This is a genomic window from Dellaglioa algida DSM 15638 (assembly GCF_001434695.1).
Taxonomy (GTDB): Bacteria; Bacillota; Bacilli; order Lactobacillales; family Lactobacillaceae; genus Dellaglioa; species Dellaglioa algida.
On the sequence record NZ_AZDI01000004.1, the window covers coordinates 1 to 24,992 of the forward strand.

Here is a 24,992-nt window from a genome sequence, read left to right on the forward strand (position 1 = left end):
CTTTTGACAACTTTTATATCATATCAATTATCTCATTAATTGTCAAGAACTTTTTTATTCTTAATTAATGATTATTTTTGAATTAGTTGTTTACTGCTGAAGCAACGTTTATTACTTTACCAAGAATAAAAGGTTTCGTCAAGCTTTTAATTGAAATAAATTTAAAAATATGGATGTAATCGGATACACCTTGCATATTACTCCATTTTAACCAAAAATAATCTCAAAAATAGACTGTTAATCCTATTTTTGAGATTATTTTTTCAGTAATTTATCGTTAGTTCACGCAATTTATTTCATTCGTGCTTATCCGTTAACACGTCCTAGCCAATATTTCTTTTTACCACGACGAATAATCACAAACTTACCATCAAATTCTTTTTCTGGGTTGATTACAAAATCTAAATCTTGAATTTTTTCTCCATTAATCCGGATAGCTCCATTTGTAATATCTTCGCGCGCTTGTCTTTTCGATGATTCTATTTTTGTATTTACTAGCAACTCGACAATATTTTCTGGTTCGGCTGCCAATTCAACTGACGGCATATTTTTGAATCCTTGTTCGATTTCGCTTGTCGTCAGTTCCTTCACTTCTCCCGAAAATAATGCCGCAGAAATATGCTCAGCTTCTATTACTGCTTCCGGGCTATGAACAAATTCCGTTACTTCACGTGCCAAACGACGTTGTGCTTCACGTTTTTCTGGAGCAGTTTCCACTGATTTCTGGTACTCTGCAATTTGGTCCGACGTTAAAAATGTGAAGAATTTCAAATACTTCACAACATCTCTGTCATCCTGGTTTAACCAGAATTGATAGAATTCATATGGCGTCGTTTTTTCTGGATTTAACCAAACTGCGCCACCAGCTGTTTTACCAAATTTCGTTCCATCAGCTTTAAGCATTAACGGAATTGTTAGTCCATAAGCCTTTGTATCAGATCCAAGTTCTTTATGAATTAAATCAATTCCGGCCGTAATATTACCCCATTGATCGGCCCCACCAATTTGCAATTGAACATCATGATGTCTAAGTAAATGTAAAAAATCGACTGATTGTAAAATTTGGTACGTAAACTCAGTGAATGAAATACCCACTTCTAAACGACTTGCAACAACATCTTTCGCCAGCATACTGTTTACATTAAACAACTTACCGTAATCACGTAAGAAATCCAGAAGGCTAATTTTTGATAACCAATCGTAATTATTCACAATTGAAATATTTGAATCTTGTCCAAATAGCTTAGTCATTTGTGCAGTAAGTGCTTGTTCATTATGATGAACTTGTTCCATCGATTGGAGGACGCGTTCCGAATTCTTACCACTTGGATCACCAATCGAACCTGTCCCCCCGCCAATGATGATATATGGATGATGGCCTGCTAATTGAAATCTTTTTAGCATCATAAATGGAATTAAGTGTCCAATATGCATACTATCACCCGTTGGATCAACCCCACAATACAAGCCAACTGATTTTTCCGCAGTTAATTCGCGTAACCCGTCTTCATCTGTTGTTTGGTTAATTGCATCGCGCCATTCTAGTTCGTCAATAATATTCATTTCTGTTTCCTCCTATATAATATAAGTATAAAAAAATCCCTAATATCTAAAAAAGATATTAGGGACGAATTAATTTCCGCGTTACCACCCAAGTTATTATCTACTATATATAGTAGATAATCGCTTAATCATCGTTAACGAGATGAATCGTTGACAGCTCCATAGCGTACTTCACTCATCGACAATTCCTGATTTACAGCGGCCATCAGGTTTCTTTAAAATTGGTCGAAAAGCTACTGAACTACTTCATCGCTTATAGCTACAATATACGTAAATAGTGCCTAAATGTCAATTTTAATCGTTGAATTTCGTCACCCGAAAAGAGGGTCGTTATTGCATTCCACCCGTTTATTCGATACAATTCACTTACAAATTAAAAGTAACTAGGAAGAAGATGAGTCCAATGACACAAAATGAAACAATGTCAGCCGTTGTGATCGATGAGTTTGGCGGACAAGACCAACTCAAACAACGCGATGTCCCAATGCCCGAAATGACCGCGGACCAAGTAATCGTGAAAGAAAAAGCGGCCGGAATCAACCCTGTTGACTGGAAAACACGTGAAGGTTATTTGCAGCCCATGTTTAAATGGCCATTTCCTATTATCTTAGGTTGGGACGTAGCCGGTGTTATCACTGAAGTTGGTTCTAACGTAACCGACTGGAAAGTTGGCGATCGTGTTTTCGCTCGCCCAGCCACTACCCGTTTTGGCACATACGCGGAATACACAGCTGTTGATGCTAACTTACTTGCCCCTAAACCTGAAAATATCAGTTTTGAAGAAGCAGCAGCTGTTCCTTTAGCCGGCTTAACTGCATGGCAAGCACTCTTTGACCACGGCCACCTACAAAAAGGTGAAAAAGTATTTATCCATGCCGGATCAGGTGGCGTTGGTTCTTTTGCAATTCAACTCGCTAAATCTATTGGCGCTTATGTCATTACAACGACTAGCTCAACGAATATTGATTTCGTTAAAGCACTTGGTGCTGATCAAGTAATCGATTACCATGAAACAGATTTTACCGAAGTTTTAAAAGATATTGATCTTGTCGTTGATACAATTGGCGGCGAAGCTCAGGAAAAATCGGTCAGCATCTTAAAACACGGTTCCGGTCGAATGGTTTCTATTACCGGAACCGCCGCTGAAAAAACGGCCAGTCTTGCCGAAAATCGTAATGTCCGTTTTGAATCAATTTGGTTAGACCCAAACGGTGCAGAACTAACTAAATTAGCTAATATGCTTGAAAATGGCACTTTAAAAGTAACGTTAGACTCAGTCTACAAGTTCTCGGCAGAAGGCGTGGCTGAAGCTCATGATCGCAGTGAATCACATCACGCGCTTGGTAAAATTGTGGTTCGCTTCAAATAATTTAATTGTTTCTTTAAAATAACTCAGGCAATCATGTCTGAGTTATTTTTTTACTACTAAAAAGTAAGTGCTTTCACTAGTATTAATTTACTGATAGTTCTATAATATTTTTATAGAATAAAATTTGCAAAAAGGGGACTTGCTATTATGTCAGAAAAAATTAATGCTTCAGACGCAATGCTTAAAGTTTTAGAAGATTGGGGCGTTAAAACCGTCTACGGATTACCAGGTGGCTCATTTGATTCAACAATGAATGCCTTACATAACCGTAAAGATACCATTAATTATGTTCAAGTACGTCATGAAGAAGTTGGGGCACTTGCTGCAGCCGGTGAAGCTAAAGTAACCGGAAAATTAGGTGTTGCTTTTGGTTCAGCTGGCCCTGGCGCCGTTCATCTATTGAATGGTCTTTATGACGCTAAATATGATGGCGTTCCGGTTCTTGCCCTAGTTGGGCAAGTCGGCACACAAATGATGAATACAAATTACTTCCAAGAAATGAACGAAAATCCAATGTTTGAAGACGTTTCTGTCTACAACCGAACGGCCACAACGCCTGAAAATTTGCCCGTTGTTGTTGATGAAGCAATTCGTCAAGCTTACAAATACAACGGTGTGGCTGTTGTTACCATTCCAACTGATCTTGGTTGGCAAGAAATTGACGATACATTTGTATCAACAGCTACAAATTATCAAAAACCACTTTACCCAATGCCTCGCGATAAACAAATTCAAGATGCTTTAGACATTTTGACAACGGCTAAAACACCTATTATTTATGCTGGTAAAGGAATTCGTGGTGCCGGTAAGGAGTTAATTGCATTATCTGAAAAATTGTCACTACCAATTGCAACATCTGCACTTGCAAAAACAATTATTCCTGATGATTACAAAGCTTATATGGGTTCAGCAGGCCGTGTAGCTAATAAACCTGGTGTTGATCTTCTTCGCGCAGCAGATGCCGTGCTCTTTATTGGATCTGACTTCCCATTTGGTGGCTATTTCTTTGCCCCAGATGCCAAATTTATCCAAGTCGATATTGATTCTGAAAAATTAGGTAAACGTCATGCTGTTGATGTTCCTATCTTAGCGGATGCCAAGGAAACCTTAATCGCATTAAATGATGCAGTTAAAACACCAATTGCACCAACAAAATGGTATAAAGCATCAATTGCAAATAAAGAAAATTGGATGAAATGGGTTGAAAGTTTCAACGAAGACGACAGTATGCCACTTCGTTTCGAACCTGTTTTCAATGAAATCAACAAAATTAAAGATGACGATGCTATTTTCCAAATTGATGTGGGTAACGCAACTGTAGAAGCAATGCGTTTCTTGCGTCTTGGCGAAAAAAATAAATTCACGACGTCTGCATGGTACGCCACAATGGGTTATGCATTACCTGCCGCAATTGGTGCGCAATCAGCATTCCCAGATCGCCAAGTCTTCTCGATTTCCGGTGATGGTGGTTGGACTATGGTTATGCAAGACGTTTTAACGCAAGTTAAATACAATATGCCGATCATTAACGTTGTCCTAAGTAATAAGGAACTCGGGTTCATTCGCGCCGAACAAGATGATAAGCAACAACCACATTCAGGTGTTGATTTAATTGACGCCGATTGGGGTGGTATTGCGAACAACATGGGTGCAAAAGGTTATACCGTCCGGACATTGGCAGAATTAAAAACTGCCTTTGCTGAAGCCAAGGGTTCTAAAGTACCAGTTGTTATTGACGTTAAGGTAACGTCAGATCGTCCACTTCCCGTTGAACAACTTGTTATTGATTCCAAAACACAAGATCCAGAAGCTGTTAAAGCTTTCGTTAAAGAGTATCAAGCAGAAGGATTAATTCCATTCCGCGAAATTCTTGAAAACCAAAATTAATTTAACTTAATCTAAGGATTCCCAAGTGAGTATTATGCTTGGGGTTCTTTTTTTATTAATTACTTTATTTTTGTAATCAAAACCTAAATAAGCGCGTTTCATCAGATTAATTGATGAGACGCGCTTATTTTTTCATAATTCACTAAATGTCCAATAACTATTAAATTTACGTTATAATTCTTCACCGTTCGAAAGGATAACATTTTTATACCAATCAAATGATTTCTTTTTCTTTCTATTTAATGTTCCATTCCCATCGTCATCTCGATCCACATAAATAAATCCGTAACGCTTACTCATTTGGCCCGTACTTGCCGCAACTAAATCAATGCATCCCCAGGTGGTATAACCCAATAATTCTACCCCATCTATTTCAGCCGCATCTTTAAAGGCCTGAATATGTTTCTTTAAATAGTCAATTCTATAATCGTCTTCAATATTGCCATTTTCATCTAGGGTATCAACAGCACCTAACCCGTTCTCAACGATAAATAGCGGTTTTTGATAACGATCGTATAATTGGTTTAAAGAATTTCGTAGTCCAAGTGGATCAATTTGCCATCCCCACTCCGTTGAAGGTAAATATTTATTTTTAATTGAAGGAAAAATATTACCCGTCGCCTGTAAATAATCTTCGGGGTGAGCGCTAACTGTTCTCGAAGAATAATAAGAAAATGTAACAAAATCAACCGGAGATTCAGCTAATATTCTCTCATCCCCATCCCCCATTAATATGTTTATCCCTTCACGAGCAAATTTCTTCAACGCATAATTGGGGTATTTACCTCGTGCTTGAACATCAATAAAGAAATATCCTTCTCGATCTCGATTGATAGCTTCTTGGTAATCTTCGGGTCGACTAGTATATGGATAATGGCTTCCACCCGCCAACATACACCCAACTTTATTGTCAGCATCAATTTCATGTGCTAATTTTGTTGCCATTGCGCTCGCCACCAATTGATTGTGGGCGGCCTGATATTTAATCTCTTCTTTATTATCACCCGGTTTAAATACAATACCTCCTCCGACAAAAGGTTGATGTAGTAATATATTAATTTCATTAATTGTTAACCAATAGTTAACCAGTCCTTTATAGCGTTGGAAAACGGTTTGCGCATAGTGTGTATAGAATTTAATCAATTTCCTATTTTTCCATCCGCCATATTCTTTTATTAAATGAACGGGGACGTCAAAATGGGCAATTGTAACTAGTGGTTCAATATTAAACTTTCGTAACTCCTTAAATATACCTTCATAAAAGGCTAATCCCTCCTCGTTTGGTTTTTTCTCATCCCCATTTGGAAAAATACGTGACCAAGAGAGTGACATGCGATACACTTTGAATCCCATTTCCGCGAATAGCTTAATATCTTCCATGTATCTATGGTACATATCGATTCCAACTTTTGACGGATAATAATAGCCGTCTTTCCATTCCAGCATTTCTAAATCGCCAGCAGCCACCTTACTTCGATCCGGTCCAGTCGGAAGTAAATCCACATTAGAAAGTTTACGCCCACCTTCCAACACGCCACCCTCAGATTGATTAGATGCCGTAGCACCACCCCACAAAAAATTCTTATCTAATTGCATCTTTTACTCCTCCTAAACTTTAATTACCAATATATCTTCGCCCTTAGTAATAACTCCAGATTTTATAACTTCAATTGAGTCATATTGTGCGGTATTAGTAATAACAACGGGAACTTGGGTTAAATAACCCGCCTCTTCTATCTTTTCTTTGTCAAAAGTCACTAATAACTGCCCTTTAGAAATGATGTCATTCGTTTCAATTAACGTTTCGAAATATTTTCCGTTTAATTCAACGGTGTTTAACCCAATATGAATTAAAACTTCAACGCCAGTATCAGACACAAGTCCAATTGCATGCTTCGTTGGGAAAACGGCAACCACTTTTCCGTCAAATGGTGCATAGACTTCACCCACTGAAGGATTGACAGCAAATCCTTTACCCAATGCCTCCGATGCAAAAGCCTCATCGGCCACTTCACTTAAAGGCATAATTGTTCCAGATAAGGGACTAGCCATATGCGTATTTTCTAAAATAACTGTTTTAATTTCTGTAATTTCTTCTTCTTTTTCAAATTTAAAACTTAATATATATGTCACTATGGCCGTTACAACTGCTGATATTATTAAGGCAATAATAATATTCCAAAAAAATTTCATTGTATCGTTACCAATGTATAATAATATTGCTGGTATCCCAGAAGAACCTGTTGCAAAACGATGTGTATTCGTTAATCCTGCGTATAGCCCACCAGATGCACCACCAATCATAGAAGCAATAAGTGGATATTTTTTAGGCAAATTAACGCCATAAAGCACAGGTTCAGTAATACCCATAAATGCCGTAATTGATCCCGAAATGGCTAACTGCTTTACTTTTTTATTTTTTGTTCGGAAAGCTACTACCGCGGAAGCCGTTGCCTGCGCAATATTAGAAACTAACGCACCCGGTCCAAAGATGCTGTCGTACCCTAGTTGAGACATTTGCATTACTCCAAGTGGTGCAACACCGTTATGTAGTCCAAACATCACCATAATTGGTAATAGCCCTCCAATTAAAACGGCTGGAACCCAACTCGCGTTAACACTTAAAAAAGTAAAGAATGTTGCCAGATACCCACCCAAAATACTACCTATAGGACCCAAGACAGAAAATGCTAATGTTCCCATAATAAGGAAAGTTAACATTGGCACAAATACTAACTCGACTGATTTCGGTATCAACTTTTCCAAATATTTTTCAACATACGATTGAACGATAATAATTATCAAAATCGGAATAACAGACCCCGTATAGGTTGTTAGGGTGAAAGGTATAATTTCAAAAAAATTAACTGGCTGTCCCGCACTAACCAGTGCACCCCAATTTGGATGCATCATCATAGCCGCGACAGAAACCGCAAGTATTGGGTTACTCCTTAACTTCTGAGCAACTGTGAAGGCTAAAATCATTGGTAGAAAGAAGAAAACGCCATCCGCAAAAAGATTAAACATATAATAAGTCTGAGAATCTGTTGATACTACCTTAAATACCACCAGAAGTGCCAGAACAGCTTTAACCATCCCTGCTCCGGAAAGTGCCGGAATAATCGGTTGAAAGCTACCCGATATAAAATCAATAATTGTTGAAAAAATGCCTTTTTTCTCTGAGTCATTATTGTTATGTTGCTGTCCATCAATATTTTTTTCAACTTCTTCAAAAACATCCTTCACATGTGTTCCAATAACCACTTGTTGAACACCAGCATTATTAATATACTTGGCAACTCCATCCAAATCTTCTAACTTTTCTACATTAATTTTTGACTCATTAGACACTTTAAACCGTAATCTAGTTTGGCAATGATACGCATCAGTAATGTTCTCTTTACCACCCAGTTCTTCTACAATATTTTTAGCTAATTTATCATATTTTTTACTCATAAAGTCACCCCTAATATTTTTTTGAATCTATATATTGTCTTATTTCATACATCATATTTTCCCTTAATTTCAATTTACCATTAAGAGATAGCGCTTTCAATATCATTAGGGTATGTTGAAATACGTTTCATTCTATTTCAAAATCAACTTGTTTTGATGAAATAAATTTTACAAACTAATCCGTTTTTAATAATGTATTACACCAAAAAAGACTCGAAAAAATAATTCTTATAATGATGTCATTGTAAGAATTATTTTTTCGAGTCTTTTTTTCTACTTTTAAAGATCTTCCGATATATCCATAAACGTTGTTTTTCTCAATCCTTCCAAATGGCGAGAATCATTTATCTTTGTTTGCAAATTTTCATCATAGTTTAAAGAAAATAGTTTGGCATATAATACATTTAAAATAAACCGAATAGATTCCTCTGTGGAAAAATTAGCTATCTTAGAATATAATCTCTCTCTACTAGCTATATTCAAGGAAATTGTTGAATACTTTCTTAAATAGTTTTCCCCACCTCCGGTAATACTAATTATTGGTACTTTATTTTTCAACAAAATACTAACATTTTTCATTGGATATGTCTCCGGATTGTCTCCAGAATATGATATGATTACGGCGCAATCTTGGTTTGTTAAGGAATTAGCTATTAATCCAGCCTCATCTGCATTGGTGACTAAAGATCGTTTATAAATTGTGTTCAAATTTCTTTTAAAAGATTCTCCTAAATATGAATTGGGACTTCTACCAAAGATAACAGTTGTATTAGCCTGATTAATGATGTCAGATGACTTATCCATATCAGAAAGCGAAATCAGGGAGGCTGTTTCCTTAATGGTTTGCATACTTAAATCAGCAAGATTCTCAATAATTTGTAAGGTGTCAGCAGACTTATCAAAAGGTAAATTAAAATTAGCGTCCAAGTTTGTCTCATCAAACTGTGCCACCTCATGCGCAAAAGCATATGTGAATTCTTTCCATCCGGAATAATCAAAATATTTTGCAAACCGTACGAGCGTCGGCTTAGATGTATGTGTCATACCGGCAATCTCTTCCATCGAATAACCGGATATTTTTTCTCTATTTGCTAAAATAAATTCTCCAATCGTTCTTCTAGCATCATTTTGTTTAAAAACTGCTTCTTCAATTTTTTGAAAAAGGTACATTCCACTCACCCTTCCACGTTTATTTAAATTGTTATCGTTTATAACCCACAGTATTATAATATGAAAAATGTGAATATTTTATTTACAAAGTAGTTAAAAAAAGATTTCCGACAATCTGTCGAAAACCTTTCTTCTATCCTAATATATTATCGATTTCTGCTAACTCTGCGGCGCTGAACTCTAGGTGTTCTAGCGCTTTTAAGTTATCCATTAATTGGCTTACACGACTCGCACCAATAATGACCGATGAAACTGAATCATCTTTTAAATCCCATGATAAAGCCATTTCTGCTAACGTTTGTCCTCGGTTGATTGCTACTTCGTTCAGGCCTTTAACCTGAACAATTGTTTTTTCAACGCGCTCTTCCTTCAAAGAATCAAATTTTTTCACACGTGAATCATCAGGAATACCATTTAAATAACGATCCGTTAATAATCCTTGTGCTAATGGGCTAAATGCAACTGTCCCAATCTGTTCCTGCTTCAATATATCTTTTAGTCCATCCTCAATCCAACGATCTAACAAGTTATACCGTGGTTGATGAACGACAATTGGCGTATGTTTTGCTTTCAAGAGCTGAATCATTTTTTCAGCTTCTGGCGCACGATAATTGGAAATCCCGACATACAATGCCTTACCTTGACGCACTAACAAGTCCAAGGCCTCTGCCGTTTCTTCCAACGGTGTATCAGGATCTGGGCGATGATGATAGAAAATATCGACGTAATCCAACTGCATCCGTTCCAATGATTGATCCATGCTAGCAAATAAATTTTTCTTTGAACCCCATTCGCCGTACGGACCCGGCCACATATAATAGCCAGCCTTCGTCGAAATAACCATTTCATCTCGATGTGTGCTTAAGTCCTCACGTAAAATACGGCCGAAATTTTTCTCGGCGGCACCATCTCCATAGTTGTTTGCCAAATCAAAGTAAGTAATGCCGTTATCAAATGCTGTTTCAATAATATCTTTTTGCGTGCTTAATGGTGTTTCATCACCAAAATTTTTCCATAACCCTAGTGCAATTGCGGATACTTTTAAGCCACTATTACCCAAGCGGTTATAAATCATTTTATCGTAACGTTTTTCATTCGCCTGATACATAAACATCCCTCCAAATATAATTACAATTTTAATTATAGCGCTTTCAGTTCCGCTGAACAATTTATACCCACCCTAAATATCAATTGATGTTTAATCTCATTTTAATGCCGTTCGCTATTTTTTCTTATCTGTGCCATCATTAGGAAAAATATAAAGGAGTTTCTATAAATGTTTAAAAAAATAAATACGTATATAAATGCTCACTATATTAAAACATTCATTTTGGCGCTAGCTACTGCGACAATTTTTAGAGTACTGATTGAATTTTTTACAAATCATAATTTCTTAAACATAGAATTTATTGCTGCATCCGTGACCGTTATTGTAGTCAGCATTTTAATTGGGCAGGATTTCAGAAAATAAATCGATTATCATCACTAAACTCCACAAAAAAAGAAGCCTATTATGGCTTCTTTTCTATTTTTAACGACGTCGACTTGCGATTAAAACCAATCCGCCACTCAATAGAATTAAACTCAATCCTACCCAAATTGATTGATAATCTAACTTTTCGCCTGTTTGAGGCAATGTTTGTTGTTCCGTCTTTTTATTTGTTTCTTTCACCGTTTTCTTAACTACAGATTTTCCAGGAGTTACCACCGGTGCGACAACTTCTGGTTTTTTTGTCACAGGTTTATTCGTGTCTGGGACTTTAGTTTCTGGTACTTCGGGCTTTGGTACTTCGGGCTTTGGTACTTCGGGCTTACCGTTATCGGTACCTTCACCAGTCCCATTACCACCATTTTCAGGCGTATAAACATCCACGGTTGACGTCTTAAAATCATCCCCCGTTAACACGCCAGAATTACCGTACGTTGTAGAAACTCCTCCATCGGTTGCACGTGCATCATAATTCATTAAAACAGTATCGTCTAGGTCACCAAGCGTAATTGTAAATCCTGTTTGTCCATTTTCTACGATTTGACTAGCTGGTACCGCCAGCGTTTTATTGAACGTATTCTGCGTGTAATAACCGTGTGCGGCATCCACCGATCCCGGAACCAACGTTTGGTTTTTACCCAGTGTATCCGTATAAACCGCATTTTTGATATTTTTTAACGTATAGTTTAATCGAACGGTCCAATGAATTAAAGTTGGATCAACTGGATCAACTGATCCCCACTTATACAAAGCTTCATTCTTATCCGGTAATCCTTCACCATCGTTCACGTTGATTGTCGTCTCTCCAGCCACACCCCAATCGATTGGGACGCTTGATCCGCTAGAAATTAAATCATGATTCCAACTAACCCAAACAGACATTTTACCCGTGATATCCGATTTATTATGCGTTTCAACATAATCCGTAAAAGTAACCGTTAACTTCCCGGTTGTTTTATCAGCCACCGCTTTTCCAATGACTACTCCCTCAGTGTTAACGATATCAAACGAAACTGATTTATTTAAGACCAATTGTTTTGGTAAATCAACCGTCATCTGATCGCCGGCTTTTACACCGCTATTTGCTGGAATAGTGAAATCATAATGCGCCTGCATGTTGTCATATTGATCAAAACTAGTTTGCGCATCCCCATTCCCATCTTGTAACTCTGCATTTGTCACATAACGATCTCCGACATCAGACGCTTGCACATTATTTTCGGCTACTACTGCGATAATAAAAAATCCCATTAAACTAACCATAATACGTTTCAACATTTTTCCCATATTACTTATCTCCTTTTTTAATTATCTTTGATAATCTTTTTTTGTTTTCCATTAACCGTTTTAGTTCCGATAATTTACGATAAGACACGTACGCAACTGCGTCATTTTTAAAATTAATCGTTTTTTTCTTGAGGTCAACGTCTTTTATCCAGTCCAAATTAACTAAATAACTTTTATGACTTCTAAATAATGCCGGATAATTTTTTTCCATGTCATTCATTTTAACGTTCAATTCAATACTCTCATTCCACTTATGTAAAATAATTTTATGCGAATTAGTTGCCGTCTCTAAAAAAATAACTTCGCCGATTGCGGTCTGATAGAGGTGTGCGCCAACCTTATAAGAGAATAAACGGCCTTTTTCCTCTTTACTAGCTAGATACCGCTCATTGGCAACACGAAAATCGTCAATTAATTTTTCTTTGACCCGCTCAAATCCTAATCCCTTATCAATATAATCTAAAGGCTCAATTTTACGTTCAAAGGTCATCAGTGCCATCTCAGCATGAGATGTGACGAAAACAATCTTCGCAAATGTATCACGTTTGCGAATTTCAGTTGCGAGTTCAATCCCGCTCATGTCATCGTCAACCTCAACGTCTAAGATATAAAGTCCCGTAATTGTCTCATCCCGGTCCAACTCGTTCAAAATATCAGCCGAACGTTTAGAAACCACACCCCAAGTAACATCAAAATCATTAATTATCATTTGATTGTTCAAAACTTCCCTCTCGGCCAGTAATTGTTGGGCATCATCTTCATAGATAAATAGTGATAACACTAGTCGTCACCTCCTCTTTTTAAAATGACATTCACTTCAAATTGTTCGCCATTCATACAAACGCCAAATTGACTATCCTCATATTTAGCCATTATCTCTCTAACGATTTTAAGCCCTTGTCCGCGCCCATCGCCCTTACTACTTGAATTAATAAAATTCGCTTTTTTTACAAGTCCTTTGTCGAAGTCGTTTCGCATAATGACTTCATCAAAATCTTGATATCGAACAAGCGCAATATTTAAAAATCGCTGGCCCTTTGGTAAATCAACCAAAGCTTCAATCGCGTTATCAAATAAAATACCTAGTATTCGAATGGCATCAACACCGGTCATCATGAATTCAAATTCGGGATCCACTTCCAAATGAACTTTAATATCTTGATTTTGCGCAAAAATGATTTTACTATACATCATTAACCTAATTTGTTCATTTTTAATAAGCGCTACCGTTTCAAAACCGGTTCCATCCATATCAATCTGACTACCTGATTCCCGCACAACCTCATCAAAATACTCGCGTAATTTTTCACGGTCATCATTTTGGATATAATGCTCTAACGTAAGTAGTATATTTTGATAATCGTGCTTGAATCGTCTGAGTTCTTTATTACGATGTTCAATTTGATCAATATAAGTTTGATGGATTTCTTGCATCTGCAGTTTATTCTCAAGCGCCATTCTTTTGGCGTAACTATCAAATACAAAATAAGTCATCAATACAATTGCGGCAATAATCATGATTAACACTAATATGATAATCCCAATAAATTCAAATTGAATTTTTAAATGCTGAGCGCTAAAGATAACTAGTGAAAGCAACGCAATAATACCCAGAAAATCATAAAAGATTAATTTTTCTAAATAGATACTATCTACATTGAATTTTTTTAATGATTTTACTTTAGCCAAACGTAGACCAAAGTAAGCCGCTATACCTAATAATCCGAGCAAGACAAAATGTAGCCATGAATCAGTATTATTTAATTCCTTAACGCTTACTTGAAATCGATATTCATATAATAGTTTAAAAAGATAGGTTTCAACATTGGCGATGACTAAATAGAGAACGAACGTAATCAGCAAAGTATTAAGCGTATGATATTTATTCAATGGTTTTTCATTCATACGGACATAAAAAAGAATCATTGAGATTAAATAAATAAAATAACCGATATTTCCGACTACTCCGCAAATTATTGGAAATATCAGTATATCGGTTATCATTTTAATTTTTATTTTATTTGTATTTCGTATGTCTTTACTTAACATATATTGTATTAAATTCATTAATACAATTGCTTCTCCGTCAAAAAATAACATTTGGAGTGGCGTTACGGTCAACATTATTCGATTTTACCAGCCAAATTTATGTTTAATGGAAGACCATAAACTTCCATTAGTGGTATATCCGCCCATTGAGCGACTACTAATTGTTTCTCTGTGCGAATTTTGGTGATATGAAGCCGCACTAACGACTCCCGCCTGCATTATAACCGTGCAGAGCATTAATCCCACAATAACTTTCTTTAATTTCACTATCTATCTCCCCCAGATTTATCTCTTTTAACCAATATCTGTATACTCCGTTAAGTTTACTATTTAAAACACGTCTTTTCCATAAAAAATATATAATCGTTCCCTTATTAACCCTAAACGTGGCTATTTTTAATCGTGCAATAAGCACTTTATGACAAAAAAAGTGCACGCCACTTTTAAATAGCCCGCACTTTTACCTATAATTAAGACTTAATCTTCAAAAACATCCTTAGCAATATTAAATGCTGACCACGCTTTAGGCCAACCGACATAAAATGATAAATGCGTAATAATTTCTGCAATCTCTTCTTTCGTAATGCCATTCGTTTTTCCAATTGCCATATGAGCTGGTAATTGTTCGAAGTTACCACCTGAAATTAACGCAGAAATCGTGATAATACTACGTTGATGTGCGGGTAACTCACTTTCTCGTGCCCAAACTTCACCAAATAAGACATCATCATTTAATTCCGCAAACTTAGGTGCAAATTCGCCCAAGTTGTCGCGCCCTGCTGTTTGTTTTTTTGCCATAATTAATAGCCCCCCTATTTATTTTTTAATTTACCATATGCCTCGTCATCAACAGCCTCTAACCATTCCGGCGTGCCTGCCGTGATAGCGACATGTGAGAACCAACTATCTTTTGTAGCACCATGCCAATGTTTAACGCCATCTTTTGTGACAACGACGTCACCAACTTTTAAACGACGTGCTTCTTGTCCTTCTTCTTGATACCAACCTTCACCCGCCGTTACCAACAGTAGTTGGTATCCATCATGATGAATGTGCCAGTTATTCCGCGTTCCGGGTTCAAAACTAACGTTACCGACGCCAACATTAATCTCCGGATCAGCCACTAACATATCCAAATAACTTTGTCCGACAAAAACATCTTTATAAGCGTCATTTTTCTCGCCCATTGGAAATAGGCCATTTTTCACTTGTTCTTCATTCACTATAATTGCCTCCATTTTACTTTAATCGTATATTGCGAATCGCTCTAAATATTTTTCAAAACTAAGACTTTTAAATTCGTTTGTTTCAGATGATACTTTTCCGTCGTACCAATCTATTTTATGTGAAATAAACTCAATATTACGTTGAAGTTCACGCATTTCGGACTCCGCATTATCTTTCACTCTATTGAGTAATTCACGTCGTTCCATAATCGTTGTATCACCTTGTGCCCGTAATTCAACATACTTAATAATCTCAGTGATCCGCATCCCCGTACCTTTAAGGTGTAACAAAAATCCTACCCATTTAATGTCGGCCTTCGTATAATACCGTAAGCCGGACGCGTTGCGTTGTGGTTTAATCAAACCTTCTTTTTCATAATATCTAAGTGTAAAACTTGAGAGTCCGACCAGTTTGGCAAACTCACCAATTTTGTATTCTTGTTCATTATCCATAAATACTTCCCCCTCAATGCTATTAAAACACTTCTAGTTAACTCTAAGTCAAGCCTAAACTAGGATTAGTTTACCATAATGAGCCATAAATACTTATTTTCAATTCTTTGGGAACAGATGTTTGAATCGCAAAGTTTATTACTGTAAACTATCAAGCGAAACAGTTAATATTTCGAACGACTTTATCAATAAACTAAATCGAAGCGGGGCTCATATTTTGTTAGACTTCAAACATGTTAAAAAATCATTTAAAAATGTTCCAGTCTTGAATGATTTCAACTTACATATTAATAAAGGCGAGTTATTTGTGCTCGTTGGCCCAAGTGGTAGCGGGAAAACAACAACGTTAAAAATGATTAATCGTTTAATTGACCCTATGTCTGGAACTATCGAATTCGAAGGACAAAATATTAACAAAATCCCACTACACGATTTACGCTCGCAAATTGGCTACGTATTACAACAAATTGCCTTATTTCCTAATATGACAGTTGCTGAAAATATTAGCTTGCTGCCAGATTTACAAAAATGGCCTAAAGATAAACAAAGAAAACGCGTTGATGACTTATTATTAGGCGTCGGCTTACCACCTGAAGACTATCGTAAAAGAATGCCCAGCGATTTATCTGGTGGTGAACAACAGCGTATCGGTATTTTGCGCGCCATTGCAACTGAACCAAAATTAATTTTAATGGATGAACCTTTCAGCGCGTTAGATCCCATTTCAAAGAAAACGCTGCAAGATGTTGTTATTAACTTGCATGAAGAATTACACAATACCATTGTATTTATCACGCATGATATGTCTGAAGCACTCCGCCTTGGAACGCGAATTGGCATTATGCATGATGGTAACCTTATTCAAGTTGGAACACCGGATGAAATCAGACGGGCACCAAAGAACTCATTTGTTTCAGAATTTTTTGGCTTAGATCAACCAAATATGCATTTCGATTTAACCGAAATGATTCAAAATTCATTTGGTATCCCCTTTGATGAAACAGCTGACTATCCAATTATATCCGCCAAAACGACCTTTAAAGAACTGATACCCATACTTGCTGAACACGCCGTTGTGAATGTGCAAGATGACAACCACCACATACTTGGTACCATTAATGCTCAAAGTTTAGTGCGTTACGATGCCAGCATGGCTAATAGTGAGGTGACTCATTAATGACGCAATTAATGGAAACATTTCAAACACATCGCTCTGATTTATGGACCGCTATTCTCCAACATTTGCAAATTTCATTAATTTCGTTGTTGATTGCAACTGTCATTGCCGTTTCGCTGGCAATTTGGTTAGTCCAATACAAGCGAGCTGCTGAAATCGTCCTGCAAATGACCAGTATTTTACAAACAATCCCGTCACTTGCCCTACTTGGTTTATTAATTCCGTTAGTCGGAATTGGTACCTTACCTTCAATCATTGCATTGGTGGCCTATGCCTTATTACCCATATTCCAAAACACATACGTCGGCTTAACTAGTATTGATCCATCATTAGAAGAAGCAGCCACCGCATTTGGCATGACACGAACGCAAAAATTGATTCGTTTTGAATTACCACTGGCTATGCCACTAATCATCTCGGGTATTCGAATCGCTTTTGTTTTAATTATCGGGACCGCAACATTGGCCGCCTTAATTGGTGCCGGCGGTTTAGGGACGTTCATCTTACTCGGTATTGACAGAAATGACATGAGCTTAATTATTATTGGTGCCTTAAGTTCTATTATTTTAGCGGTTCTTTTCAGCGCCTTAATCCGTCGTTTTCAAAACTTAAAAGTGAAAACTATTGCCACTATCTTGATCGCTTTAGGCGTTCTATTCGCTGGTGGCGCAACGATTAACGCTCTTACTCATCAGAAAAAAGAATTGGTCATTGCCGGCAAAATGGGAGCGGAGCCTGAGATATTAATCAATATGTATAAAGATCTAATTGAGAACGACGACCCCACCATCAACGTAACCTTAAAACCAAATTTTGGTAAAACCAGTTTTTTATACTCGGCATTAAAATCTAAATCGATTGACATTTATCCAGAATTTTCTGGTACGGTACTTGAAGAATTAGTTAAAACGCCCCTTAAAAACACAAATAAAGAACAAGTCTATCAGCAAGCAAAATCAGCTATTAAAGCTAAAGATAATTTAGACTTTTTAGATCCAATGGCCTATCAAAATACTTACGCCGTTGCTGTAACAAAAGAATTTGCGGATCAATATCATTTAACGAAAATATCTGACTTATCCCGTGTTTCTTCAAAAATTAAAGCAGGATTTACACTTGAATTTTTGAATCGTGGGGATGGTTATAAAGGGATAGAGAAGAAATATGGCGTGTCCTTTAACGTCAAATCGTTCGAACCAGCGTTACGCTACCAAGCAATTGCGAATGGCGACGTCAACTTAATCGATGCTTATTCAACCGATAGTCAGCTCATTAAATATAATCTGGTAACGCTGCGAGATGACCAGCACCTATTTCCGCCTTACCAAGGTGCACCGCTCATCGCAAAAGGAATTTTAAAAAAGTACCCAACTGTGAAAAAGAGTTTAAACAAACTGGGTAATAAAATTTCTGATACGGATATGCAGGAAATGAATTACTTGGTTGATGTTAAAAATGTCCCCGCAAGTAAGGTTGCTCATGACTATTTAACGAAGCACCATCTTTTAGACTAATTAAAAAGTTTGGACCCTGACATTAATAAATGCGGGTTCCAAACTTTTTTTATTCTTCTTATTAAATTTATCTTTTCGAGATTAGATAACATACCGTTCCAACGCAACCGCAACTCCATGATTTGCGTTGGATTCTGTCACGTATGTCGCGACTTCTTTTAATTCAGGGATGGCGTTTCCCATTGCAACAGTCGTACCAGCCACCGCGAACATGGTTAAATCATTATGTTGATCACCCATTGCCATGACCTCTTCTTTTTTTAATCCCAGTTCTGATAATAAATCCGTTAATGCATTACCTTTATTTGCCTTCTTATTTAGAACTTCTAAGAATTCTGGCAAGCTACGAACGACGTAATAACGGTCATCAAATGTTTCTTTAATTTTATGTATCTGTGCATCTAAAACTTCCGGTTCATCTACGAACATAATTTTAGACACGGTTAAATCTTGTGGCATTTCTTCCGGATTTCGGACGAATAACCCTTCATCATTTTCGGCGGCTTGGATCACTGTAATACGTCCAACATCCCTGTTGGATGTATAAATCCGACTTTCATCATCCAGAATATTATAATGAACATTCAGTTCATAACTTAATTTATCGGCGGCTAGATAATCTTCAAAATCTAACGTGTGTTGCGCCAACCGATGGCCACTCACGGTTTCAATAATTGCACCATTGTAGGTAATCACGTATTGGTCATCCCCGCTAATCCCTAATTGGTTAAGAAATGTCGTGACACCGGCTAATGGACGACCCGTACAAAGCACGACCTTAACCCCTTTTTGAATCGTTTTTTGAATCGCATTAATCGTTTCATCCGCTAACTGGCCTTCTGGATTTAATAATGTATCATCGATATCGATTGCAACTAATTTAATCCCCATAATGATCTCCTCATCCTGAATGGTTCAAAAAAAGGCAGCCTCAAGAGACTACCTGTTGAACCTTATTTAGGTGCACGTTTAAGATATGTACCTTCTTGTGTATTAATTTCTAAAACATCATCTGCAGCGATGAAGTCAGGAACGTTAACAACAAGACCTGTTTCCATTGTTGCTGGTTTACCTGAACCAGTTGCTGTAGCACCTTTAATTGAAGGTTGTGTCTCAACAACGCGCAATGTTACAACAGTTGGTAATGTTAACCCAATAACTTCTGTACCGTAAAATTGGATTTTAACTTCCATATTTTCTAATAAGAATTTAGCTTCATGTTCAATGATATCTCTTGGGATTTCATATTGTTCATATGTTTCTAAATCCATGAAGAAAGCCATTGTGTCTTGGTTGTATAAGAATTGAACGGGTTTTGTTTCAATGTTAGCTTGTTCAACCTTAACTTCTGGACGCATTGTTGTTTCAACAGTTGAACCAGAACGGACGTCACGTAATTTCATACGCATAACAGTGTTACCCTTACCTGGTTTGTGATGACTTGCTTCTAAAACTTTAATTAATTTGCCGCCTTGTTCGAAAGTCATTCCGGCTTTTAAGTTAATTGCTTCAATCATAATTTATTATCTCCCTTTTTTTAAAACGTTTCTCCTTGAGTATACCAAAGTGAAAAGGCTTAATCTAGGGTATACCATTAAACATCCCGCTATTTTATAAAATAAAAAGCTGATAAATTAGTGTTTCTTCATTAAGCAATCATAAATATGCCATATTGCCCTCTTTTATAGTGTTGGTTCCATGATAGACCTACACATCTTTTGTCCGCAAGTCTATAATGAATATATAATCAATTGATTAAGTTCTGATTATTTAGAAAGGGGTTTCATCTTGCTTAAAAACAATTGTACTAAATTACCCATCATCCATAAATCGATTATCATTTTTTGTTTTGGCTTACTCTTTTTACTATTGCCGGTTTATAATACTCAGGCCGCTACGGCATATGCGCCACCTAAGGGTTATCCAATGGGAGCCGCTACGGATACTACTGGTTTTGCCGGACGAACAATCACATTCAATTCGAATGAAATTTATTCTTTGCAAGGACAGTTTTTTGCAAAAACATTTACCTCTTCTGGTCAGTCTGGAAACGTCACTGGAGACAATCCGCAGATTCCTCCAAGATATCTGCAAAATTATGATCATGACCCATTAGCGGGATTAACCGATGCTGACTTTGATAAAGTTAGTCCTCCAATGATATCAGAGAACATCTCAGGGGCTGATATCATTGCCTGGTATGCCAATAAAAATAGTTTTATTTTTTCAAAAACTAATGGTAAAGCGAAGAATCTATCATATTACATTGAAACGTCACCTTCAGATGATACCATTGCCAAGGCTGTTACTCAACAGTCAGGTATCACTCCAACAAGTCCCGAGTATGCTGCTGCCATTAATCTATTTAATTCAAAAAAAGATAAAACCAGCTCACTTGCCGGTTTCCCGAATATGAAAAATAACGGTATCACGTCCTTCAATGATGCCACCCAAAATGTTATCGATGTTAGCGATTATTACGCTAACTTCACGTCAACTAATTATTCAAACTCAAAGGCAAAGGGTGACACCACAAAGTATAATGATGCGATTAAAAATGCCGATTTAAACACAAATAAACTTGTTAAAGCCGGGGATAGTAGTGCACATGTCATTCAGCTAACCATCAATATGAATGCTCAGTCAAAAGATCAGGGCGTCGTTTTCGCCGATATTGATGGTAATGTTCCGCATTTTGAAGATGCTACTGCTATTTCAATTAATTTAGTTAATTTTAACGTTAAAACGATGAAAATGCCTTTTATAGTTCTAAATTATAAACATTTTTCAAATGACTCGTCCGGTATTAGCTTTAATTTTAATAATGGCACTTGGATGACCTGCAATGCCTACCCACCCGCATCTGATGGGTCTTCTATAAATTATAAGTTAGACGGTAACAGTAAAGGGACCTTGTTCACCGGTCAAAATAGTAACGGCGCAGACAAACCCGCCACTGATCTTTTAACACAGAATTTAACACCTATTGATCCAACGGGTAAAAAACCTGAAAAAGTTAAATCTGTTTTTAATACGTCTTCACACATTATAAATAACTTTAATACTGAGAACGGCAAGATTTTCATTGGTAATCCCAAAAGTTCCTTATATGGATCAGTACTGGCACCCAGCGCTGACGTTGATATCAACGCAGATCAAGGTATCCTGTACGGAAGTATCATCACCGGTCAAAATATTATAGGTAATCTAAACGTTCCCGGTGATATGGCCTATCAAAGTATTTTTAACGCGTCTGATGATTTTGGGGATGACTCTATTCAAGATTTTTTAAAGAATCCTGATTCGGTTAACTCAACTCATCCCACGATTAAATCTATTTCATTACCCGGTTATACATCCATTGATACCGGTTCTGGTACAACCCATTATATTCCACAGGTTGAACCTTACAATTTCCACTTCTCGTTAAATAATATAACTGCCGAACTACCAGAGCATACCGTTCAAACGTCTAAAAAGTCATTTGATACGACGATTAATGTGGATACAAAATCTACACCGGCTAAAACTGAAAAATATTATTTATGGTATAGTTTCAACAATGGTCCCTGGGAAAAATATGTACAAGATGGGACGACTGAACTTACCAGCTCTAAGCTAGGAATCACCGGGAACGTCGCGGACAAGCTTGCGAAAACATACAGTACGAAACATAGTAAATACAAATATGATGAAGTGGCCTACACAAACAGCGCTACCTATGATAAGGCAAGTGATCCCAATCAAGTAATTGGTTATCACCTGTTTCATAAAAATAGAATTTCGTATTTAGTCACATCAACGACCGATACAGATACGCACTCTAAGTACAATGATAAAACAATTAATGAACTATTGGGCGGCGCATCCGGAACAATCCTTTCTGCCTCAGATCTCGCAGAAATAAATCCCGATTACACCCCTATCTCATATAACCTGCATGTCATTGGGGATTTACTAGTCTCTTATCCAAAAATATTTAACTTTGGTAATTTCACGGCGGGCACATCGGTAGCAACGCCTAAGTTAACTGCAACTGGATTATTAACCGTTGATAATCCTTTTGGTCTTAAATGGGACTTAGCAGTTGGCACCAAAGATACCGATAATCCAAAAAATCCATTCTTTATACCGGATCAACTTGGCTGGTTTGAAAAACGTCAAACCAGCCCGCTTGGCAATTCAACCATTACTTACGGAAATGCCTCAAATTTAACAACTATTAAATCTAAAGATACGATTTTTGATTTAAATTCATCTATCTTTGGTTCTGATACGACATCAATTATTAATAATAATTACTATTCAGCACAAATAGCCCTGAATCTTCAAACAAATAAAATTACCCATCCTGGTAATTTTAAGGATAATGTCACATGGTCAATTACATCTCCAAAAATTCCAGTGGATCCATCTCAAGAATAACGATCCGTTCCACAAAAAAAGCCGTCTAAAATGAGTAAATTCATTTTAGACGGCTTTTTAAATTCTTATTTATTTTCTAATGCTTTTTCTTCTTCTTTATCTTTTTTCCTTCTTTTCAAAATAATGAAAAGTAAGAATAAGACCAATAGAACTAATAACGCGATAATACCAATAATCAACCATAATAACCAGGTTGCATGAGGTTTGGCTTCGTTATTATCCGATTTAATACTTTTAACATTAGCGGCGGTAATCGTGAATGGGTTTGTTGCTTCCCATGATTTATTGTTTCCCGTTACTACGTAATGAACATTGTATTTACCGGCAGATAGATTAGCTTTCGTTAAATCCAAAGCGTAATCAAACTCGGCATTAGGCGCAAAAGTAACTGGCGTCATTGTTTTACTATATAACACTTTAGTACTACCTTTTGCCATAATTGTTGCTTTAACGGTCGCTGGACCGATTACAATTGGCTCAACATTTTGAATCTTAGTTTGCAGTGAGACTTTCTTTAAATCGTTAAGCGCTACTTTAGTAGAGCCAATAGTAATTTTTGGTCCGGGATTCTCATCCGTGTTAGATTCTCTAATCACTGCTTGGATAACGTACGCAAACCGATTGGTAATCGCAATCCCTTTGCTCTCGCTTTTTTCTTTGATGACTTTTTCCTGAACATTAAAACCGCCCAAGACAATGCCGGAGAAAGATGTTGCCGGCATTTTTACGTTAAACGTCACTTTAACTGTCTTTTTAGGTCCAACAACAACTTCTTGTTTACCCGATATCAAATCAGAGAACTGATATTGCTCTGTTGGCGTTTTTTTGACTGACGTTTTATCGTACACAATTATCCCATTGGTATTTGTATAAGAATCATTGGGTGTGACATCAATCGTCTTAGTATCATTTTCTGAATTTTTAATTTCTAGCGCTAACGTCTGAGTTGAGTTAGGTTTCACCTTGATATCAAATTGTGCTGCTTCACGATATTGATTCTCAGGGGTTACTTTAGAGACCGTAAATCCTGCACTTTCTGCCTTAGCGTAGACTTTGTTAGTTGTCACAGAAACAATCGTCACTGTCATTACGGCCAGAAAGCTCAATAATAATTTTCTTAATTTCATTATTTTGTTTCTCCTTAAAAAAAAAGACTGCCTTAGGGCGGTCTTCTCTTTATTGAATTTTATATTATGGTTTAGTTAAATTTTGGTGCGGTAGCGTTACCTTGAGTTGCTGTCCAAGTTAAAGGAGCCGAAGAACTTGCTACCTTCGTACTTGCATTAAGATTTAGTGTTGCGCCATTGTCAGCATATGCTAATACCGTGTCACCAGCACCAGTCTTAGAGCTTGCTACAGTAGCAGCAGATCCGGCTGGCACTAAATTGGCCTTCATCGTTGTCGTGTCTTTTTTTATATCCTCAGTTGCCGCATTAATTGCACCAACCGGGATGTCTAATGACCCAACTTTAGCATCAGCTTTATCAAATGCGCCTAATTGCGCCGTAACATTCCAACCACCATCTGTACCTACATAATCAGATACTTTTAAAGTTTGAGTAGCTTTGTCTACGCCAGTAGATGGAACAGCTTTTCCAGCTGTAACTAATGCATTATCTACTGCTGTTTTAAAACTAAATGATGGTGCACCTACTTGACTGAAGGTACCTGCCGTGATATTCAAGGTAGCTGTACCCTTACCATCTGATGATGTTGCCGTATCAGCTGAAACGTTTGTGCTAACAGCTGCTGTTGCGCCTAATACTAACGCTGCGATTAAAAATAAATTCTTTTTCATAATATAAAATCCTCCCAGATTGTTATTTATTGAGTTGGCCAACGTATAAATTTGGGGACGTTGACCTTTAACTAATAATACCATATAATTTACATAAGATTCAATAGCACAATCCGCGGGGGGTTAACC

The 24,992-nt window shown here is 36.9% G+C and carries 22 protein-coding genes and 1 other annotated feature; of the genes, 6 read left to right on the top strand and 16 right to left on the bottom strand.

The annotated features are described in order from the left end of the window. Positions 1 to 306 precede the first annotated feature (306 nt). Complete coding sequence (tyrS, locus tag FC66_RS03880; RefSeq protein ID WP_057974079.1) at positions 307 to 1,563, bottom strand: tyrosine--tRNA ligase; 1,257 nt, start codon at positions 1,561 to 1,563, stop codon at positions 307 to 309. 57 nt (positions 1,564 to 1,620) lie between these two features. Continuing rightward, positions 1,621 to 1,822: a binding site (T-box leader), on the bottom strand. A 135-nt stretch (positions 1,823 to 1,957) separates the two neighbouring features. On the opposite strand from tyrS, the gene FC66_RS03885 reads away from it, so the two are divergent. Both FC66_RS03885 and spxB read left to right on the top strand, forming a co-directional pair. After that, complete coding sequence (locus FC66_RS03885) at positions 1,958 to 2,932, top strand: NADP-dependent oxidoreductase (RefSeq protein WP_420911472.1); 975 nt, start codon at positions 1,958 to 1,960, stop codon at positions 2,930 to 2,932. Between the two features lie 147 nt (positions 2,933 to 3,079). Further along, positions 3,080 to 4,819, top strand: coding sequence for a pyruvate oxidase (gene spxB / locus FC66_RS03890; protein WP_057974080.1), 1,740 nt, complete (start codon positions 3,080 to 3,082; stop codon positions 4,817 to 4,819). A 171-nt stretch (positions 4,820 to 4,990) separates the two neighbouring features. On the opposite strand, the gene FC66_RS03895 is transcribed toward spxB, so the two are convergent. From FC66_RS03895 to FC66_RS03910, 4 genes are all read right to left on the bottom strand, one after another. Further along, positions 4,991 to 6,415, bottom strand: coding sequence for a 6-phospho-beta-glucosidase (locus tag FC66_RS03895; protein WP_057974081.1), 1,425 nt, complete (start codon positions 6,413 to 6,415; stop codon positions 4,991 to 4,993). 12 nt (positions 6,416 to 6,427) lie between these two features. Next, positions 6,428 to 8,275 carry a beta-glucoside-specific PTS transporter subunit IIABC gene (locus tag FC66_RS03900; protein WP_083478959.1) on the bottom strand — a complete coding sequence of 616 codons (1,848 nt, stop codon included), beginning with the start codon at positions 8,273 to 8,275 and terminating at the stop codon, positions 6,428 to 6,430. A 279-nt stretch (positions 8,276 to 8,554) separates the two neighbouring features. Beyond that, positions 8,555 to 9,445: a MurR/RpiR family transcriptional regulator gene (locus FC66_RS03905; protein WP_057974082.1), complete on the bottom strand. Its 891-nt coding sequence runs from the start codon at positions 9,443 to 9,445 to the stop codon at positions 8,555 to 8,557. A 133-nt stretch (positions 9,446 to 9,578) separates the two neighbouring features. Next, positions 9,579 to 10,553, bottom strand: coding sequence for an aldo/keto reductase (locus FC66_RS03910; RefSeq protein ID WP_057974083.1), 975 nt, complete (start codon positions 10,551 to 10,553; stop codon positions 9,579 to 9,581). A gap of 168 nt (positions 10,554 to 10,721) precedes the next feature. Between FC66_RS03910 and FC66_RS03915 the strand changes: the two genes are divergently transcribed. After that, positions 10,722 to 10,916, top strand: coding sequence for a hypothetical protein (locus FC66_RS03915; protein ID WP_057974084.1), 195 nt, complete (start codon positions 10,722 to 10,724; stop codon positions 10,914 to 10,916). 60 nt (positions 10,917 to 10,976) lie between these two features. Here FC66_RS03915 and FC66_RS03920 read toward each other — a convergent pair whose 3' ends face one another. The 7 genes from FC66_RS03920 to FC66_RS03945 all read right to left on the bottom strand — a co-directional run bounded on the left by FC66_RS03920 (position 10,977) and on the right by FC66_RS03945 (position 15,949). Beyond that, entirely contained in the window at positions 10,977 to 12,221 is a 1,245-nt protein-coding gene (locus FC66_RS03920; RefSeq protein ID WP_057974085.1) for a collagen binding domain-containing protein, read from the bottom strand. Position 12,222: 1 nt separating this feature from the next. Further along, positions 12,223 to 13,002 (bottom strand): LytR/AlgR family response regulator transcription factor, encoded by a 780-nt coding sequence (locus FC66_RS03925; RefSeq protein ID WP_057974086.1) that lies wholly within the window; start codon positions 13,000 to 13,002, stop codon positions 12,223 to 12,225. After that, complete coding sequence (locus FC66_RS03930; protein ID WP_162253174.1) at positions 13,002 to 14,288, bottom strand: sensor histidine kinase; 1,287 nt, start codon at positions 14,286 to 14,288, stop codon at positions 13,002 to 13,004. Before FC66_RS03930 ends, FC66_RS03925 begins: the two co-directional genes overlap by 1 nt. A gap of 66 nt (positions 14,289 to 14,354) precedes the next feature. Continuing rightward, the gene (locus FC66_RS07945; RefSeq protein WP_157051986.1) at positions 14,355 to 14,537 is read right to left on the bottom strand and encodes a hypothetical protein; all 183 of its coding nucleotides are present in this window, start codon (positions 14,535 to 14,537) and stop codon (positions 14,355 to 14,357) included. A 210-nt stretch (positions 14,538 to 14,747) separates the two neighbouring features. After that, on the bottom strand, positions 14,748 to 15,068 hold the full coding sequence (locus tag FC66_RS03935; protein WP_057974088.1) for a carboxymuconolactone decarboxylase family protein: 321 nt from the start codon (positions 15,066 to 15,068) through the stop codon (positions 14,748 to 14,750). Positions 15,069 to 15,082: 14 nt separating this feature from the next. Further along, entirely contained in the window at positions 15,083 to 15,508 is a 426-nt protein-coding gene (locus FC66_RS03940) for a cupin domain-containing protein (RefSeq protein ID WP_057974089.1), read from the bottom strand. A 6-nt stretch (positions 15,509 to 15,514) separates the two neighbouring features. Continuing rightward, complete coding sequence (locus tag FC66_RS03945; protein WP_057974090.1) at positions 15,515 to 15,949, bottom strand: MerR family transcriptional regulator; 435 nt, start codon at positions 15,947 to 15,949, stop codon at positions 15,515 to 15,517. Positions 15,950 to 16,166: 217 nt separating this feature from the next. Between FC66_RS03945 and FC66_RS03950 the strand changes: the two genes are divergently transcribed. Together FC66_RS03950 and FC66_RS03955 are read left to right on the top strand one after the other, a co-directional pair. Further along, complete coding sequence (locus FC66_RS03950) at positions 16,167 to 17,126, top strand: ABC transporter ATP-binding protein (protein WP_057974091.1); 960 nt, start codon at positions 16,167 to 16,169, stop codon at positions 17,124 to 17,126. Next, complete coding sequence (locus tag FC66_RS03955) at positions 17,126 to 18,640, top strand: ABC transporter permease/substrate-binding protein (protein WP_057974092.1); 1,515 nt, start codon at positions 17,126 to 17,128, stop codon at positions 18,638 to 18,640. Before FC66_RS03950 ends, FC66_RS03955 begins: the two co-directional genes overlap by 1 nt. 81 nt (positions 18,641 to 18,721) lie before the next feature. On the opposite strand, the gene yidA is transcribed toward FC66_RS03955, so the two are convergent. Together yidA and efp are read right to left on the bottom strand one after the other, a co-directional pair. Continuing rightward, positions 18,722 to 19,531, bottom strand: a complete 810-nt coding sequence (gene yidA, locus FC66_RS03960) for a sugar-phosphatase (RefSeq protein ID WP_057974093.1) — start codon at positions 19,529 to 19,531, stop codon at positions 18,722 to 18,724. A gap of 62 nt (positions 19,532 to 19,593) precedes the next feature. Then, a complete protein-coding gene (efp, locus tag FC66_RS03965; RefSeq protein ID WP_057974094.1) occupies positions 19,594 to 20,157 on the bottom strand; it encodes an elongation factor P in 564 nt (187 codons plus the stop codon). Between the two features lie 271 nt (positions 20,158 to 20,428). Here efp and FC66_RS03970 point away from each other — a divergent pair, with 271 nt between their 5' ends. Beyond that, positions 20,429 to 23,065 (top strand): hypothetical protein, encoded by a 2,637-nt coding sequence (locus FC66_RS03970; RefSeq protein WP_057974095.1) that lies wholly within the window; start codon positions 20,429 to 20,431, stop codon positions 23,063 to 23,065. 65 nt (positions 23,066 to 23,130) lie between these two features. On the opposite strand, the gene FC66_RS03975 is transcribed toward FC66_RS03970, so the two are convergent. Both FC66_RS03975 and FC66_RS03980 read right to left on the bottom strand, forming a co-directional pair. Beyond that, the gene (locus FC66_RS03975; protein ID WP_057974096.1) at positions 23,131 to 24,192 is read right to left on the bottom strand and encodes a WxLIP family cell surface protein; all 1,062 of its coding nucleotides are present in this window, start codon (positions 24,190 to 24,192) and stop codon (positions 23,131 to 23,133) included. Between the two features lie 71 nt (positions 24,193 to 24,263). Next, complete coding sequence (locus tag FC66_RS03980) at positions 24,264 to 24,863, bottom strand: WxL domain-containing protein (protein ID WP_057974097.1); 600 nt, start codon at positions 24,861 to 24,863, stop codon at positions 24,264 to 24,266. Positions 24,864 to 24,992 lie beyond the last annotated feature (129 nt).

Bases quoted from the DNA above. Each gene is read 5' to 3' on its own strand.
- FC66_RS03975 (WP_057974096.1), bottom strand. From the start codon at position 24,192: ATGAAATTAAGAAAATTATTATTGAGCTTTCTGGCCGTAATGACAGTG.
- FC66_RS03945 (WP_057974090.1), bottom strand. From the start codon at position 15,949: ATGGATAATGAACAAGAATACAAAATTGGTGAGTTTGCCAAACTGGTC.
- FC66_RS03905 (WP_057974082.1), bottom strand. From the start codon at position 9,445: ATGTACCTTTTTCAAAAAATTGAAGAAGCAGTTTTTAAACAAAATGAT.
- FC66_RS03910 (WP_057974083.1), bottom strand. From the start codon at position 10,553: ATGTATCAGGCGAATGAAAAACGTTACGATAAAATGATTTATAACCGC.
- spxB (WP_057974080.1), top strand. From the start codon at position 3,080: ATGTCAGAAAAAATTAATGCTTCAGACGCAATGCTTAAAGTTTTAGAA.
- FC66_RS03955 (WP_057974092.1), top strand. From the start codon at position 17,126: ATGACGCAATTAATGGAAACATTTCAAACACATCGCTCTGATTTATGG.
- efp (WP_057974094.1), bottom strand. From the start codon at position 20,157: ATGATTGAAGCAATTAACTTAAAAGCCGGAATGACTTTCGAACAAGGC.
- FC66_RS03885 (WP_420911472.1), top strand. From the start codon at position 1,958: ATGAGTCCAATGACACAAAATGAAACAATGTCAGCCGTTGTGATCGAT.
- FC66_RS03930 (WP_162253174.1), bottom strand. From the start codon at position 14,288: ATGAATTTAATACAATATATGTTAAGTAAAGACATACGAAATACAAAT.
- yidA (WP_057974093.1), bottom strand. From the start codon at position 19,531: ATGGGGATTAAATTAGTTGCAATCGATATCGATGATACATTATTAAAT.
- FC66_RS03900 (WP_083478959.1), bottom strand. From the start codon at position 8,275: ATGAGTAAAAAATATGATAAATTAGCTAAAAATATTGTAGAAGAACTG.
- tyrS (WP_057974079.1), bottom strand. From the start codon at position 1,563: ATGAATATTATTGACGAACTAGAATGGCGCGATGCAATTAACCAAACA.
- FC66_RS03935 (WP_057974088.1), bottom strand. From the start codon at position 15,068: ATGGCAAAAAAACAAACAGCAGGGCGCGACAACTTGGGCGAATTTGCA.
- FC66_RS03920 (WP_057974085.1), bottom strand. From the start codon at position 12,221: ATGGGAAAAATGTTGAAACGTATTATGGTTAGTTTAATGGGATTTTTT.
- FC66_RS03895 (WP_057974081.1), bottom strand. From the start codon at position 6,415: ATGCAATTAGATAAGAATTTTTTGTGGGGTGGTGCTACGGCATCTAAT.
- FC66_RS03915 (WP_057974084.1), top strand. From the start codon at position 10,722: ATGTTTAAAAAAATAAATACGTATATAAATGCTCACTATATTAAAACA.
- FC66_RS03940 (WP_057974089.1), bottom strand. From the start codon at position 15,508: ATGGAGGCAATTATAGTGAATGAAGAACAAGTGAAAAATGGCCTATTT.
- FC66_RS03980 (WP_057974097.1), bottom strand. From the start codon at position 24,863: ATGAAAAAGAATTTATTTTTAATCGCAGCGTTAGTATTAGGCGCAACA.